Consider the following 16052-nt stretch of genomic DNA (forward strand, 5'->3'; position numbering starts at 1 on the left):
ACAAATCAAGCGGCGCCTGGATCGTGATTGACGCGGGGTCAGGCAAGCGCCGCCGCCAAGCCCTGCGGCAAGGCATGCCGCTGGCGCCAAAACGCCTGCTCCGGCCAGCGCGTTTCCTGGCGATAAAAATGCTGGCGGTGCAGCAAATATGCCGCGTACACCCTGGCCTGGCGCATGGCGTAAGCGGGAATCGCCTGCGCATCGCCATTTGCGGCGGCCAGCATGCTGCGCGCGGCGTGCATGGCGCTGTCGATGGCGTGCGCGATGCCCTGGGAAGACAGCGGATCAAACGACATCGCGGCATCGCCCGCCGCCAGCCAATTCGGGCCGGCGATGCTGTTCAAACAGGCGCTGCCGGCGTCGCAGCCTTGCGGCCCGCGCAATACGCGGTAATCGTAACGGCGCCATATGCCGCCCAGATATGGCGTCGCCTGCAAAGCCGCGCGCCAAGCGCTTTCGCTTAATAATTGCTGCCGCGCCGGATGCGCGCGCCCGGTGAAAAAGGCAAACAGGCGCCGCCCGGAAGGCAGCAATACGCTATACCACCAGCCATCCGGCACGGCTTCCACCATGCTGCGCGCATCGGCGTCATCCGGACTGCCGGCGCATTCGCTATAAAACGCTAATAAATCATCATGCGCCACGCGCTGCGCGCCGAGCTGGCGCGCCAGGACTGCGCTTCTGCCGCTGGCGTCGATCAGCCAGTCTGCTTGCAGTTTGCTTTCGGTCCCGTCCGGCTGGCGCAGGCAAACGGTGTGCCGCCCATTGTGCTGTCCCTGACACTGAAGCCGTGCGCCGCGCCAAATCTGCGCGCCCTGATTTTGCGCGGCGTCCAATAACATGGCGTCAAACGCGGCGCGCTGCAATTGATAGCCGCAACCGGCCAAGCCGAGCACAAAATCCTGGGCATAAGGTGTGTCACTGCCCCAAATCGAAAAATTGCCCGGACTCTCGCGATGGCCGCCGGCGCAAAAGGCCGGCCACAGCCCGAGTTCCTGCAACAGCGATTTGGCGGCGGGCGGCAAGCCCTCGCCAACCCGCACTGCGCCGCCCTCACGCTGGTCGGCCAGCAAGACGCTCCAGCCGGCGCGCGCCAACAGCAAAGCGCAGACGGCGCCGGCCGGGCCGCCGCCTGCAATCGCCACATCAAAGCTTTGCGCAGACTGCTTCATCTGCGGCGCGAACCCGGCAACGGCGCTGCCTCTGCGTCGTCATGGTCGGCAAAGTTGGCCCCGCGCGGCAAGCTGCGGAGATTCCTTTCCCGTCCCTCAGCCTGCGCATTTTGCTCGGCTTGCAGAACCGGCGCTTGCACGCCCGGGCCATATGTCGCCACCATCATCTTGGGCGGAAAATGGGGGGAATTCTTGACCCCATCCATCACGATCAGCAAACCCATGGAGCCAAATAATTTGACCATTTCTTCCATCTGGTGCGCAGTCGATGTGCCCGGGCCCAGCGCTTCATTCCAATCGCTGCGATGGTTAAACGCTTCCAGCCGCTCGCCCAGCGGCTTTTTGCTGTCGATCACGATCTTGTAATCGGCTTCACTCAAGACTTGATTCGGCACCCGCGCCGGCCAGAAGGTCGGTACGAAAGGATCGTATGTGGTTTGATAGCCGGAACGGCACCAGGCCGTATCGCCCTGCCAGGGCAAACCCATCCAGCGGTTCAAATCGCCCGGGCTTTGCTCATACAGCGGGCCATTCACAGCTAAACATTGTTGCTGATCCAGGGTTTTGCCATAGTCGGTCGGCGGGCTGCCGGGGGCGCGGCGGCGGATGCGGAATGGTTTGTAGTACATCGTCAAATGCCGCATCGGCCAGGTCAATTCACAGCCGGGGTGAAAGGCGTCGGCCAGGGCGAAATCAAGCGCTGCGCGGTCCAGCATGGCAGGCTGCAACTCCAGCGGCAAATCTTTAATCGCCGTCGGCGGCTTTTTCTTTTCCGCCCAATCGTCGATGAAATTCCCTTCCACCCAGCGTTGCAGGAAATAGTATTGGGTTTCGGTAATCGTCGAGTTTTGCCGTGGGCTGTCGCCCGCCGGAACTGTCATCGCATCGCCATACACCCAGGGCCAGGGCATTTGATTGCCATCGGTCTGGATCGGGCTGCGGAAGCTGTTGAAAATCTGACGCCGGAATTCCTGATGCAAATCATAGCCATCCACTTGTTTGGTGTGCAGCCGCGCAATCAAGTCCGGTTCACTGAAATCCATCTGGCTGCCAAAGCCAAAGCCGACCAGAAAACCCTGGTTCACCCATTGCAAATCGGTCAGCCGCTGCAGCGTGGGATAAATATCATGGGTGAATGAAGGCAGGCTTGGCGCTTGCATCCAGCCATTGCGCACATACAAGTCATACAATAAATCGTACAAGGTGCGCTCAGCCTTGACTTGCGGCGCATAGTTTGGCGGAGCTGTCACCACCCAGGCCCCATCAACTGGAATCTCGACGCCCTTGATCAGCACCTTGGCTTCAATCGGGCCATCTGAGGTATCGTCAAACCAGTCATCGGCATTGATGAAGGAATTGCCATCCGCCGGGTTGTAAATCGGCGCGCCGGTGGGCGACTCGGAGCGGCCAAAACCGCCCAAAAACAGCAAGCGCCCTTCTTCGATGATGCGAATTTCACCCAAAGTGACGGGCACATTTGTGAAATTGCCGACAAATTGCGCGCTGCCGCCTTTGGCTGCAGACAGTGTTTGCACGCCGCCGTCAATCACCAAGGACTGGCGCGCCGGCCCCAGCACCTTGGCATTGCGGCGCGGTAAAACCACCGTCGCCGCTTCCGGAATATCCATCGCAATCTGCCATTGATACCAGGCGGCTTTGCGATTGACCGCATGCGCAGACCAGGTGATATCGGCATTGCTCTTGGTCAGCTCGGCCACCACTTCACCAGCGGCGTTATAACCATAGATGCGGAATTCCACGCCTTCGCGTTTTAAGGCGCCGCTCTTGTCACGGTAATAATCAGCCGGTTTGGGAACAGGCTCAGTCACTTGCTGCGCAATGAAATGTTCGGTCTTGCTATTGCCGACGCGGGCAAAACCAATCGCTGGATGGATGGCGGCGCGCACAATGGCAGTGTCGGCTGGTTTTTTTGACTTGGCGGTGCTGGCGGTACTCGACATACAAACCTCCGGTAAGAGTTGCAATTAAATGCATGGTATGGAGCGCAGAAGCATGAAGCCCGCTCAGGCTAGCATGCCTGGTGGAAATGGCAAGCTGTTGCTTTTGACAGTGACATGATGTGGCTGGGCTGGTGGCTGCTTCAGCCGGGTATGACGCTGGCGCTGTGACGCGGCCTTGTTCGCGACAAAAGCCGCTCCCACATCCACGATAGCGGCGGCGGCAGCGGCGCAAGAGTCTGGTGACACAGGCAGGCGGATGCGCCTCGGTGCTTCAGGCCGCACTGGCGGCGCTTGGCGCAGCGCTCATCAGCCACTGCAACAAATCCTGCACCGGTCTGATCTGCTCGCCAAACGGCAGGCGCCCGGCGCCACGGAAGAATAAGCCGCGCTGTTTGTCCCCTTCCAGGGCATGTCCTAGTTGCTGATCAATGCAAAACTGGCCGATCTCACTCTTACCGTCGCGCAAACCGCATTGCGCCAAGCAATCAAACAACATATTGCAATGCTTTTTAACGTGCGCCACCGCTTTCAATTTGGGTTCGATGCGCAGATATTTGTCCAGCCAGGGGGTGCGCACTGCACGCGCCGGCAGGCCGGCGACGCTGACGAATTCCACAATATCTTCCGGCTTGGCGCGCGCCAGAACCTGCTTAAACCCCAGTTCGGCGTCAGATTCACATGTCACGGCAAAGGCCGTGCCGAGTTGCACCGCATCCGCGCCCAGCGCTTGCAAGCGGTTGATATCGGCATGGCAAGACACCCCGCCCGCCGCAATCAGGGGAATGTGCCGCTCATAGCCCGCGCTTTGCATGAATTTGCGCACTTCCGGCAGCACCACCTCAAAATCAAAGCGCGTATCCTGCAAATCCGCCACCTTGGCCGCGCCCAGATGGCCGCCGGCCAGACGCGGATGTTCGATCACAATCGCATCCGGCAAGCGTCCCTTTTTTTCCCACTTGCGCAAAATCAGCTGCACGCCGCGCGCATCCGACAAAATCGGAATCAAGGCAGTGTCCGGAAAATCGCGCGCCAGTTCCGGCAAATCCAGCGGCAAGCCGGCCCCCACCACCACGGCATCAATCCCGGCTTCCAGCGCTGTGCGCACCAATTCAGGATACGCGCTCAAGGCTTTCATCACATTCACCGCCAGCAAGCCGCGTCCCTGGGACAGCTCACGGGCGCGCGCGATTTCGCGCTGCAGCGCGACCAGATTAGCCAGATTGATGGCCTCGGCAGCGCTGCCCGGATCGCGCAAATATTGGGTCGCCTGCATCAAATCCGGGTGCAGGCGGCGCAAATCCACTGAGGAAATCGTACCCACCGCGCCCAGGCTGGCGACGGTTCCAGCTAAGCCGCCGGCGGAAACCCCGACGCCCATGCCGCCCTGCACCACCGGCAACAGCGCGCGCCCGCATAAATGTAAACTGCGCAAGCCGCCATCCTGCGCCATCTGCAGCAAGGCTGCCTGTTTTGCTTCTTCTTCCCGCACTTGTGTATTCATTCTGTTTTCCCTGTTGCAGTAAATTGCCCCGACGCGATGCTGGAGGCGGCGACAAAACTGCCGTTGCGCGCATCAAACACATACACCTCGCCCTCTTCAATCACATAATACCAACCGTGCAAACTCAGTTGCCCGGCCTCGACCGCGCTGCGCACCATGGGGTAGTCCAGCAATCGTTGCAATTGCAGGGCCACGCTGCGCTGCTCGGTGCGGCGCAATGCCTCATCGCAGACTTGCACCGGCAACAGCGCGTCTTGCGCCAATTCCAGCCAGCTGCGCAGGGCCGGGGCCTGCTCCGGCACGCCTTCGTAAGCCGCGCGTATCGCCCCGCAATGACTGTGCGCGCAAACGATGATGCGGCGCACTTTTAACACCAGCACGGCATATTCAATCGCCGCGCTGGTTCCATGCCAGCCATGTGCGCCCTCCCATGGCGGCGCCAGGGCGCCGACATTGCGCACAATAAATAACTCGCCAGGCCCGGCCCCGGTCAGCAAATACGGCACTACGCGCGAATCGGAACAACCGATAAAGAGCGAAGTGGGATGCTGTCCCTGCGCCACCAGATCCTGAAAACGCTGCTGGTGCAAGGGAAAATAATCAGCATGAAAATGACGCAGGCTTTGCAACAGGGCGTCATCTTCCTGCGCTTGCGGCAAGGGCGGCGGCGTGTCCATTGGCATCCCCCTTATTGCAGCAAGGGTGAAGCGGCGGCATCCAAGTCCACCCCGCACAACTCGGCTTGCGCCGCCAGCACGCTGACATATTGCCGCAGCGCGCGGGCCTCGGCCTGGCGCTGCAATTGCAAGGCGATGCGCGGGGCCACCTGTTCATATTCCGGCAATACGCCAACGCGCAAGGCCAGGATATCGACGATGTGCAAACCAAAACGGCTATGCAACAGACGCGGATGTATGCCGGCCTGACGCGGCGCATCGGCGCGCAAAAAAATCTGCTGCGCCAATTCCGGGGCCAGTGCGGCAGGTTCGATCCAGCCCAAATCGCCGCCTTCCCGGGCGGAGGGACAGTTGGAATATTCACGCGCCAATTCTGCAAAGCGGCCTGGCGGCTGCGGCTGGCGCAGCAATTCCAGCAAAACCTGCTCCGCCTGCTGCGCCAGCGCATCGACCGGGGTGCGCGGGGTCAAGGCAAACAGAATATGCCGCATATGGCGCGCCTGGCCCTGACGGAATTGCTCCAGATGCGCCTGGTAATAGCGCCGGCATTCGGCATCACCCGGCTGCGGAATCGGCGCCTCCTGCTGCAATAAGGCTTCCAGCGCGGTTTGCAGCGCTTGCTCATCGCCGCCTTGCTGCGGCGTCAGCAGGCCGCACTGCAGGGCGCGCTGGCGCAGCAATTCATAACAGGCGCGCTGTTGCACATGCGGCGCGTCCAGCGTCTCGCCCGGGGCCAGCAGCAAGACGCCATTCACGCTCGGAATTTGATTTGCGGCATGCATATCCATCTCCTTATTCACCATGCGGGGTGCGCGCTTTGAGGCCCAGACGGCGGCTGCGCACCAGTTGATAGGGACGGGCCAGATAAGCCAGCGAGGCAAACCCGCTCCAGACATGCACCAAACGGGTGAACGGAAAGACCACAAAAATGCTCATGCCTAAGAACATATGCGCCTTGAACACCCAATCAATATCGCTCAAGAGCGGCGCGGCTTCGCCACGCAAGGTCACAATCCTTTGCGCCCATTCCGCCAGCTTCAGCATGACGCTGCCATCCAGATGGTGCGCCGAGAGCGGAATGGTGGCCAGGCCCAGGGCGAATTGCAGCCATAACAGCAGCAGCAACATGATGTCGCTGGTTTTCGAGGTGGCGCGGATGCGCACATCAAATAAGCGCCGGTGCAATAACAGTGAGACGCCGATAAAACCCAGCACGCCAAACAGGCCGCCCGAAATCATGGCCAGCAATTGTTTCTGTCCCGCCGTGATGAAAGGCTCGTACATGAAATGCGGCGTCAGCATGCCGACGCTGTGGCCAAAGAATAAAAACAGCACGCCCAGATGAAACAGATTGCTGCCGATACGCAATTGGCCGGCGCGCAAGAGTTGCGAAGAATCGCTCTTCCAGCTGTATTGGTCGCGCTCAAAGCGCAGCAGGCTGCCCAGCAAAAACACCGCCAGCGCGATGTAGGGATAAATCCCGAAGACGAAATGATCAATGGCGTTCATGGCCGTGCTCCATGGCGGTTACGGGTGGGAGGATAGAAATTGAGCGGCATACTGCCGTCCGCGCGCAATTGGCCGGCGCTGTCACAGCCGCCGAAAGCCGGCGGCTCCTGCCAGCTTTGGTCGAGGCTCTCAGCGTTGTCCGGCGCGGCGCCGGCGCGCGCATCCGGCGCCACGCCGGCCAATTCCAACACCGCCGCCAAGGCCCCGGCCCAGGGGCTGGCGCGCTTGACTAAAGCGGCATAGATGGCTTGCAGAATATGGCCGGTTTCGGCCAGAAAATCGCGCGCTTCCTGCGCCTCGCAAACCGATGCGAATTCGAGCGCGACACACAGATGATCGGGCAACTCACCCGGCGCCAGAAACACATTTTTCTGCGCATAGGTGGCGGCCAGATCCAACATGGCCGGGCCGCGTTCGCGCGAATCGCCATGCACATGCTCAAACAGGTGCAAGGCAGTGGCGCGGCCCCGGTCAAAGGTGGCGACATAGTCTTGTTCAATTTGCAGACTGTCACTGTGGCCGAGATAATCAAGCAGGCTGCGCAAACCGGCTTGCGTCTGCGCGCTGAAAGATGGCAGTTGCAGCGCGCCTTGCAAGGGTTCTAATTGGGCGCGCAATTCTGCGCCGGGGTAATTCAGCAAACGCGCCAGCGCGCGCAACTGATACGGCATCGGGTTTTCCATGACATCTCCTTTACGCCGGATCCATGCTCTTAATCGGAATCGTGCGCCGCTTGGCGCCGCCAAACACACTCAACCCGGTCTGTCCATCCGAACAGCCATTGCCAAACGAAAAGCCGCATCCGCCGCGCACATCAAAGGCGTTTTCCGCATATTCCCGATGCGCGCTCGGAATCACGAAACGGTCTTCGTAATTCGCCAGCGCCATAATGCGGTACATCTCGTCCACTTGCGCCGTGTTCAAGCCGGCTTGTTTTAAAACGGCCTGGTTATCCACCTGATCGACATGGCGGCTGCGCATGAAAGCGCGCATGGCCAGCATGCGGGTGAGTGCGTTTTCCACCGGCTTGGTGTCGCCGGCGGTGAGCAGATTGGCCAGATATTGCAGCGGAATGCGCATTTGCTGCAGATCCGGCAGCTCGCCATTCACGCCCAGATGGCCGGCTTGCACCGCGCCATGAATCGGCGACAGCGGCGGCACATACCAGACCATGGGCAAGGTGCGGTATTCCGGGTGCAGCGGCAGCGCCACCTTCCATTCAATCGCCATCTTATACACCGGACTGTTGCGGGCTGATTCCAGCCAGGCTTCCGGCACGCCATCGGCCAGCGCTTGCGCAATCACCTGCGGATCATGCGGATCAAGGAAGATATCGAGCTGGGCCTGGTACAACTGTTTTTCATCCGTCACCGATGCGGCTTCGGCAATGCGGTCGGCGTCATACAACATCACGCCCAGATAGCGGATACGGCCCACGCAGGTTTCCGAACAGACGGTGGGCTGACCAGCTTCGATGCGCGGATAGCAGAAAATGCATTTTTCCGCCTTGCCGGTTTGCCAGTTGTAATAAATCTTTTTGTAGGGACAGCCCGAAACGCACATGCGCCAGCCACGGCATTTATCCTGATCAATCAAGACGATGCCATCATCCTCGCGCTTGTAAATCGAGCCTGAAGGGCAAGAGGCGACACAGGCCGGATTCAAGCAGTGTTCGCACAGGCGCGGCAAATACATCATGAAGGTGTTTTCAAACTTACCGATCATGGCTTTTTGCGCGGCGTCAAAACTGTCCAGATTGGCGTCCTTGCTGCGCTTGGCGAATTCACCGCCGAGAATTTCCTCCCAATTCGGCCCCCATTCGATTTTTTCCATGCGCTGCCCGGTAATCAGGCTGCGCGGGCGGGCGGTGGGCGCGGCGCGCCCCTCCGGCGCATTTTGCAAATGCTCATAATCGAAGGTGAACGGCTCGTAATAGTCATCAATCTGCGGCAAGGCCGGATTGGCGAACATGCGCATCAAGAGTTTTAAGCGGCCGCCCTGACGCGGTTCCAAGCTGCCGTCATCCTTTCTGACCCAACCGCCTTGCCAGCGATTCTGGTTTTCCCATTCTTTCGGATAACCGATGCCGGGCTTGGTTTCGACATTATTGAACCAGGCGTATTCGACTCCGGGCCGGCTGGTCCAGACATTTTTGCAAGTGACAGAACAGGTATGACAGCCGATACACTTGTCCAGATTCAGCACCATTGCAATTTGGGCGCGTACTTTCATGTGATTCTCCTCAATACCTGTGCTTATTTCTGGATCTGCGCGGCGTCGCCGTCGAGCCAATCCACTTTGCGCATCTTGCGCACCACCACGAATTCATCACGGTTTGAGCCAATCGTGCCGTAGTAATTAAAGCCGTAGCTGAACTGGGCATAGCCGCCAATCATGTGGGTCGGTTTGGTGACAATCCGCGTCACCGAGTTATGAATGCCGCCACGCGCGCCGGTGATTTCCGAACCCGGCGTATTCACGATTTTTTCCTGCGCGTGGTACATCATCACCATGCCGTTTTTGACGCGCTGGCTGACCACCGCGCGCGCCGCAATCGCGCCATTGCTGTTAAACAGTTCAACCCAGTCGTTATCCTCAATCCCGGCTTGTCGGGCGTCATCTTCTGAGAGCCAAATCACCGGGCCGCCGCGATTCAAGGTCAGCATGTGCAAATTGTCGCTATACGTGCTGTGAATGCCCCATTTTTGATGCGGGGTGATGAAATTCAGCAGAATTTCCTTATTTCCATTCGGCTTGCGGTTGATCATCTCATCCACGGTTTTCAAATCGACCGGCGGACGGTAAGCGCAAAAGCCTTCGCCAAACGCCAGCATCCAGGGGTGATCCAGATAAAACTGTTGCCGCCCGGTCAGGGTGCGCCAGGGGATCAGCTCATGCACATTGGTGTAGCCGGCGTTGTACGACACTTTTTCACTCTCCAGGCCGGACCAGGTGGGGGAAGAAATGATTTTGCGCGGCTGCGCCTGCACATCGCGATAACGGATTTTTTCATCTTCGCGATGCAGCGCTAAGTGCGCATGTTCGCGTCCCGTCACTTTTGACAGCGCTTCCCAGGCCTTGACGGCGACATGGCCATTGGTTTCCGGGGCCAGCTGCAAAATCACTTCGCAGGCGTCGATATCGCTTTCAATTTTCGGCATGCCCTGGGTCGGGCCGGCCAGTTGCACGCGGCCATTCAATTCCGCCAGTTGCAGCACTTCATCCTGCGTATCCCAGCTGATGCCCTTGCCGCCGTTGCCAACTTTTTCCATCAAGGGGCCAAGCGCGGTAAAGCGGCGGTAAGTGTTGGGGTAATCGCGCGTGACCACACTGATTTGCGGCGCGGTCTTGCCCGGAATCAAGGGACAATCGCCCTTCTTCCATTCCGCCACGCCCATGGCTTGCGCCAGCTCCGCCGGGCTGTCATGCATCAGCGGGGTCAACACCACTTCCTGCTCCACGTCCAGATGGCCGACGCAGACTTCTGAGAATGCTTTCGCGAAGCCCTTGTAAATTTCCCAGTCGCTCTTACTCTGCCAGGCCGGATCGACTGCGGCTGACAGCGGATGAATGAAGGGATGCATATCGCTGGTGTTCAAATCATTTTTTTCATACCAGGTGGCGGTCGGCAATACGATGTCGGAATACAGACAGGTGGTGCTCATGCGGAAATCCAGCGTCACCAGCAAATCCAGCTTGCCCTCCGGGGCCTTGTCATGCCATTCCACTTCATTCGGGCGCGCATCGTCCGGGCCTAAATCCTTGCCCTGCACGCCGTGGCTTGTGCCCAGTAAATGCTTGAGGAAGTATTCATGTCCCTTGCCCGAGGAACCGAGCAGATTTGAGCGCCACACAAACATATTGCGCGGCCAGTTTTGCGGGTGGTCGGGGTCTTCGCAACTCATGCGCAAGCTGCCATCGGCAAGCGCCTTGGCGACATACTCGGCAGCCGGAACGCCGGCGGCCCGCGCTTGCGCAGCCAGCGTCAGCGGATTGGCTTGCAATTGCGGCGCGCTGGGCAGCCAGCCCATGCGCTCGGCGCGCACATTGTAGTCAATCAGACTGCCGCCAAAGGTTTTGCGGTCGGCTAAGGGCGAAAGGATTTCCTCCACCCCCAGTTTTTCATAGCGCCATTGGTCGGTATGGGCGTAAAAGAAGCTGGTCGAATTTTGCTGGCGCGGCGGGCGCACCCAATCCAGCGCAAAAGCAAGCGCAGTCCAACCGGTTTGCGGGCGCAATTTTTCCTGTCCCACATAATGGGCCCAGCCGCCGCCGGATTGGCCGATGCAGCCGCACAGCATCAGCATATTGATGATGCCGCGATAATTCATATCGCTGTGGTACCAGTGATTCATGGCGGCGCCGATGATCACCATCGACTTGCCGCGCGTTTTATTGGCGTTGTCGGCAAACTCGCGCGCCACCGTGATCACTTGCGCACGCGGCACGCCGGTGATTTTTTCCTGCCAGGCCGGGGTGTAGGGGGTGTCATCGTCAAAACTCTTGGCCGCCGTTTCGCCAGGCAAGGCGCGCGCAATGCCATAATTTGCGGCGTTCAAATCAAACACCGTGGCCACCAGCGCGCTGCGCTCATCATCTAAGCGGATGCGCCGCATCGCCACCTTGCGCAGCAGCACATCATCCTTGGCTGCCACTTGTTTATTCGCATCAAAATGCGGCGTATCGCGTCCGCCGAAATAGGGAAACGCCACATCGCCCACCTGCCAACCCTGTTCGTGCTTAGCGTCCGGCTCGACATCGTTCATCAAGCTCAGACGCAGGCGCACTTGGGCGCCGTCACGGCCTTCGCGTTGTTCCAGATTCCAGCGCCCGGCATCGGCGCGCCCGGCTGCGCCCCAGCGGAAACCGATCGAGCCTTGCGGCGTGACGATTTGATTTTCCATATCAAACGCCAGGGTTTTCCATTCCGGGTTGTTGTCCTGTCCCAGCTTGTCGGAAAAGTCTGAGGCGCGCAGATAGCGTCCCGGAACCAGCACGGTGCGCCCATCGGCCAGGTTTTTTTCTTCCAACATCACCAGGTTTGGCATGTCGGTGTAGCGGCGCAGATAATCGTCAAAGTATTCACTCTTTTTGTCGAAGTGAAATTCTTTCAGAATCACATGTCCCATCGCCATGGCCAGCGCGGCGTCAGTGCCTTGCTTGGGGTGCATCCACAAATCCGCCAGCTTGCTGACTTCGGCATAGTCCGGAGTCACCGCCACGGTCTTGGTTCCTTTGTAGCGCACCTCCGTGAAAAAATGCGCATCCGGGGTGCGGGTTTGCGGCACATTCGAGCCCCAGGCGATGATATAGCCCGCGTTATACCAGTCCGCCGATTCCGGCACATCGGTTTGCTCGCCCCAGACTTGCGGGCTGGCTGGCGGCAAATCGCAGTACCAGTCATAAAAACTCATGCACACGCCCCCGATTAAGGACAGATAACGGCTGCCGGCGGCGTAGCTGATCATCGACATCGCCGGAATCGGTGAAAAGCCGATAATCCGGTCCGGCCCGTATTTCTTGGCGGTGTACACATTTGCGCTGGCGATGATTTGATTCACTTCATCCCAAGTCGCCCGCACAAAACCGCCCAGGCCGCGCTGGCTTTGCCACTCGCGCTTGGCGGATTCGTTTTCAACCATCGCCGCCCAGGCGTCCACCGGCGACTTGGCGTTTTGCATCGCTGCGCGCCAGTGTTTCAAGAGGCGTGCGCGGATCATCGGGTATTTCACCCGATTCGCGCTGTACAAATACCAGGAATAGGAGGCCCCGCGCGCACAGCCGCGCGGTTCGTGATTCGGCAAATCGGCGCGCGTGCGCGGGTAATCGGTTTGCTGGGTTTCCCAGGTCACAATGCCGCCTTTGACATGGATTTTCCAGGAACAAGAACCGGTGCAGTTCACGCCATGTGTGCTGCGCACCACCTTGTCATGCGCCCAGCGGTTGCGGTAGGCGTCTTCCCAGCTGCGATCCTCCGCCGTGGTGCGGCCATGGCCGTTGGCGAATTCTTCTTGCGGCAGCTTGAAAAATTGCAAGCGGTCGAGGAAATGACTCATGATATTTCTCCATTTGTGGCGCCGCCGGCACATGCGGCGCGCTCGTAGGTTCGGGGCTTAAGGGTTGTGAATTTCCGCGTCTTTGCGCAGGTAGAACCACCAATTCAAGAGCAGACAGACGGCATAGAAGGCGGCAAAGCCATACATCGCCAGCTGCGGGCTGCCGGCTTTGATTTGCGCGCCGATCACCACCGGAGCGATGAAAGAGCCGTAAGCGCCAACCGCCGAAGTCCAGCCCAGCACAGGGCCTGCTTGCTGGCGGTCGAAAATCACGCCGATGGTGCGGAAGGTTGAGCCATTGCCGATGCCGCTGGCGGCGAACAAGAGCACAAACAGTCCCATGAAAAGCGGGAAATATTGTTCCGGTTGTGCCGACTGCCAGGCTTGCAGCATGACCCAGCCGACGGCGGCAGAGGCGCCTACCATCACCAGCGAAATAATCTGGGTCACGATAGAGCCGCCGAATTTATCCGAGATCCATCCACCAAGGGGACGGATCAATGCGCCCACAAAAGGCCCGATCCAAGCCCAGGTCAGGGCCGAAGGAGCATTCGGATTTTTCAGGGTGTGCGTCAGTACGCCGGATGCGTCCGGCACATGCGAAAAGCCGAAGATCACCGTAATCGAGAGCGGCAGCGCCATCGAGAAACCGATAAAGGAGCCGAAGGTGACGATGTATAAAGCGGTCATGCTCCAGGTGTGTTTATTGCGGAAGATCTCAAATTGCTTGCTGATATTGGCTTTCATTTCGCCAAACGCAGCCAGCTTCATCAAGAGCAGATTGGCGCCGAGGATCAGGGGCAAGGCCAGCCACATATTCAACACACCCAGGCCGGAAGGCGCCGGCAGATACAGATACAAACCAATGGCGCCGACGATGGCGGTCAAGCTCCAGAGATATAAAATCTTGGCGCAGGCTTTCAGGGTTCCACCATGATTGGGGGTGACGGTTTGCAGATTATTCATGCCAAACCAGGCGGCGGCGACCATCGGGATCAGCAGCAAGCCCCATAAAAAGCCGGCGTTTTGCACCCAGGTCGGCGTGCCGGCCACAATTTTGCCCAGCAGCCAGCCGGAGTCTTTCACCAGCACCATGGGGCTGCCTGCCGCCGCGCCGAAAATGCCGCCCATCATCACCAGCGGAATCAAAATCTGGCTGCTGGTGACGCCGAAATTGCCCAGGCCGGCATTCAAGCCCAGCGCCGTGCCTTGCCGGCTCTTGGGGAAGAAGCTGCTGATATTCGACATCGAGCAGGCGAAATTGCCGCCGCCGATGCCCGACAGGAAGGCGCACAGTTGGAAATACCACAGCGGCGTCTGCTTATCCTGCAAGCCCAGCCCGGTCAAAAAAGCCGGAATCATCAGCAACAGGCTGGTGAAGAAAATCGTGTTGCGTCCCCCCGCCAAGCGGATGAAAAAGGAGGCGGCAATGCGGAAGGTGGCGCCCATCAGGCCGGCAATCGCAGTCAGGGTGAACAGCTCAGCCTGGCTGAAGGGAAAGCCCAGGTTCATCATTTGCACTGTGATGATGCCCCACATCAGCCAGACCGCGAAGGCGACCAAGAGATTGGGAATCGAAATCCACAGATTGCGGCGCGCGATATGCTGGCCTGTGCTTTGCCAAAAGGCCGGGTCTTCCGGTCTCCAGTCGGCGATGTCAGGCCCGCTGCTTTTGGCGGCTGCTTGACGCATGCTTTGCGTAGTCATTGTTATGCTCCCGGGTTAATCATGCCGCGCCGCGCACCACATCGGTGCGGCGCACTTCTGTCCAGTACATCCAAATCAAAGACACCCACACCACGCCATACAAGAGCATGAAGGCGCTGGAGCGGATGCCGGTCAAATCAAGCAAGGCGCCGAACATGATCGGCAGCACAAACCCGCCCAGACCGCCGGCTAAACCGACAATGCCGCTGATGGCGCCGATGTTGGCGGGATAGTCATCGGCGATGTATTTAAAGACGCTGGCTTTGCCAAAAGCCCAGGCAATGCCCAAGATGAACATGAGGGCGGTGAAGAGCCAGACGTTTAAGCCGAGGTGAAAGGTTTTCGGCCCGTTGACCGTGCTGATGGTGAAATCGGTTTGCGGATAAGACAGCAAGAACAGGCAAATCCAGCTCACCCACAGCACCCACCAGGTGACGCTGTGCGCGCCGTAGCGGTCACTGAGCCAGCCGCCCACCGCGCGCAACACCCCGCCCGGCAAGGAGAAGCAGGCCGCCAGCAAAGCCGCCTGTTTAATATCCAAGCCAAATTCGCCGATGTAGTACTGCACCATCCACAGCGCCAGCGCGACATAACCGCCGAAGACAATGCTGTAGTACTGGCAATATTTGAGGACGCGCGGATCTTTCAGGGCGCGCAGTTGATCGCCGAATTTGACATTGGAGGGAACCAGATGCGCCGGGTCGCTGTGGCTGAACATCCAAAACAGCAGCAGTGTCCCCAGCATGATGGCGGCATACACTTGCGGCACAGCAGCCCAGCCAAAGCCCAGCAAAATCAGGGGGGCGATGAATTTATTCACCGCCGAACCGGAATTACCGGCCCCGTACACGCCCATCGCCATACCCTGCTGCGACTTGGGAAACCAGCGCGCGACATATGGCGTGCCGACCGAAAACGAGCCGCCGGCCAGACCGACAAATAAGCCTATGGTCAGGAAGTGCCAATACTGGGTGGCGTAGGCCATGAGCCAAATGGCGGGAATGGTAGCCGCCATCAGGCAAGCCATCACAATGCGTCCGCCGTAGCGATCAGTCCAGATGCCCAGCGGCACCCGCACCAGCGAGCCGGTCAAGACCGGCATCGCGGTCAAGAGGCCGAATTCGGTGGCGTTGAGATTCAGCATTTTTTTGACCGGAATCCCGATCACGCCAAACATCATCCACACCATAAAACACACAGTGAATGAGAGTGTGCTGACGATCAGCACCGACCACGCCTTGCCCCGGCTGTCCGGCGCACTTGCCTTTTGGGTATTGTCTGCAGCCATGTTATTTGCTCCCTCAAAATATGCATACAGTTTGCATGTTTTAATTCAGCACAGGCATTCTCAGGGCGGCCAGGGAGAACGGGTGCAAACGGCCTAGCCGGATGGGCTGGCCGCCTAGCCCGTTTGGGCTAAGGGCTTGGCAGTGTGGGCTAGCGCGGGACTGCCAAGCAGGGGATGTAAC

11 protein-coding genes are annotated in these 16052 nt (G+C 59.2%); all 11 read right to left on the reverse strand.

Annotation, left to right across the window (positions count from 1 at the left end; genetic code table 11):
• Positions 1-38 precede the first annotated feature (38 nt).
• The gene (locus V8J88_RS14615; protein ID WP_338844890.1) at positions 39-1172 is read right to left on the reverse strand and encodes an FAD-dependent monooxygenase; all 1134 of its coding nucleotides are present in this window, start codon (positions 1170-1172) and stop codon (positions 39-41) included.
• A complete protein-coding gene (locus V8J88_RS14620) occupies positions 1169-3133 on the reverse strand; it encodes a LodA/GoxA family CTQ-dependent oxidase (protein WP_338844891.1) in 1965 nt (654 codons plus the stop codon). Before V8J88_RS14620 ends, V8J88_RS14615 begins: the two co-directional genes overlap by 4 nt.
• Before the next feature lie 271 nt (positions 3134-3404).
• Positions 3405-4583: a nitronate monooxygenase family protein gene (locus V8J88_RS14625; protein WP_338849890.1), complete on the reverse strand. Its 1179-nt coding sequence runs from the start codon at positions 4581-4583 to the stop codon at positions 3405-3407.
• A 47-nt stretch (positions 4584-4630) separates the two neighbouring features.
• Positions 4631-5311 carry a carbonic anhydrase gene (locus V8J88_RS14630; protein ID WP_338844892.1) on the reverse strand — a complete coding sequence of 227 codons (681 nt, stop codon included), beginning with the start codon at positions 5309-5311 and terminating at the stop codon, positions 4631-4633.
• An 11-nt stretch (positions 5312-5322) separates the two neighbouring features.
• Positions 5323-6093 (reverse strand): peptidylprolyl isomerase, encoded by a 771-nt coding sequence (locus tag V8J88_RS14635; RefSeq protein ID WP_338844893.1) that lies wholly within the window; start codon positions 6091-6093, stop codon positions 5323-5325.
• Positions 6094-6103: 10 nt separating this feature from the next.
• Entirely contained in the window at positions 6104-6820 is a 717-nt protein-coding gene (gene narI / locus V8J88_RS14640; RefSeq protein WP_338844894.1) for a respiratory nitrate reductase subunit gamma, read from the reverse strand.
• A complete protein-coding gene (gene narJ, locus V8J88_RS14645; protein ID WP_338844895.1) occupies positions 6817-7503 on the reverse strand; it encodes a nitrate reductase molybdenum cofactor assembly chaperone in 687 nt (228 codons plus the stop codon). Before narJ ends, narI begins: the two co-directional genes overlap by 4 nt.
• Positions 7504-7513: 10 nt before the next feature.
• Complete coding sequence (gene narH, locus V8J88_RS14650; RefSeq protein WP_338844896.1) at positions 7514-9052, reverse strand: nitrate reductase subunit beta; 1539 nt, start codon at positions 9050-9052, stop codon at positions 7514-7516.
• Positions 9053-9075: 23 nt separating this feature from the next.
• Positions 9076-12876 carry a nitrate reductase subunit alpha gene (locus tag V8J88_RS14655; protein ID WP_338844897.1) on the reverse strand — a complete coding sequence of 1267 codons (3801 nt, stop codon included), beginning with the start codon at positions 12874-12876 and terminating at the stop codon, positions 9076-9078.
• A 57-nt stretch (positions 12877-12933) separates the two neighbouring features.
• Positions 12934-14583, reverse strand: a complete 1650-nt coding sequence (locus V8J88_RS14660) for an MFS transporter (RefSeq protein WP_338844898.1) — start codon at positions 14581-14583, stop codon at positions 12934-12936.
• A gap of 19 nt (positions 14584-14602) precedes the next feature.
• The gene (locus V8J88_RS14665; protein WP_338844899.1) at positions 14603-15871 is read right to left on the reverse strand and encodes a nitrate/nitrite transporter; all 1269 of its coding nucleotides are present in this window, start codon (positions 15869-15871) and stop codon (positions 14603-14605) included.
• Positions 15872-16052 lie beyond the last annotated feature (181 nt).

The sequence above is a fragment of the Massilia sp. W12 genome, assembly GCF_037300705.1.
GTDB lineage: Bacteria > Pseudomonadota > Gammaproteobacteria > Burkholderiales > Burkholderiaceae_D > JACPVY01.

Coding starts and splice junctions, on each gene's coding strand:
- V8J88_RS14615 (WP_338844890.1), bottom strand. CDS start 1,172: ATGAAGCAGTCTGCGCAAAGCTTTGATGTGGCGATTGCAGGCGGCGGC.
- V8J88_RS14620 (WP_338844891.1), bottom strand. CDS start 3,133: ATGTCGAGTACCGCCAGCACCGCCAAGTCAAAAAAACCAGCCGACACT.
- V8J88_RS14625 (WP_338849890.1), bottom strand. CDS start 4,583: ATGGCGCAGGATGGCGGCTTGCGCAGTTTACATTTATGCGGGCGCGCG.
- V8J88_RS14630 (WP_338844892.1), bottom strand. CDS start 5,311: ATGGACACGCCGCCGCCCTTGCCGCAAGCGCAGGAAGATGACGCCCTG.
- V8J88_RS14635 (WP_338844893.1), bottom strand. CDS start 6,093: ATGCATGCCGCAAATCAAATTCCGAGCGTGAATGGCGTCTTGCTGCTG.
- narI (WP_338844894.1), bottom strand. CDS start 6,820: ATGAACGCCATTGATCATTTCGTCTTCGGGATTTATCCCTACATCGCG.
- narJ (WP_338844895.1), bottom strand. CDS start 7,503: ATGGAAAACCCGATGCCGTATCAGTTGCGCGCGCTGGCGCGTTTGCTG.
- narH (WP_338844896.1), bottom strand. CDS start 9,052: ATGAAAGTACGCGCCCAAATTGCAATGGTGCTGAATCTGGACAAGTGT.
- V8J88_RS14655 (WP_338844897.1), bottom strand. CDS start 12,876: ATGAGTCATTTCCTCGACCGCTTGCAATTTTTCAAGCTGCCGCAAGAA.
- V8J88_RS14660 (WP_338844898.1), bottom strand. CDS start 14,583: ATGACTACGCAAAGCATGCGTCAAGCAGCCGCCAAAAGCAGCGGGCCT.
- V8J88_RS14665 (WP_338844899.1), bottom strand. CDS start 15,871: ATGGCTGCAGACAATACCCAAAAGGCAAGTGCGCCGGACAGCCGGGGC.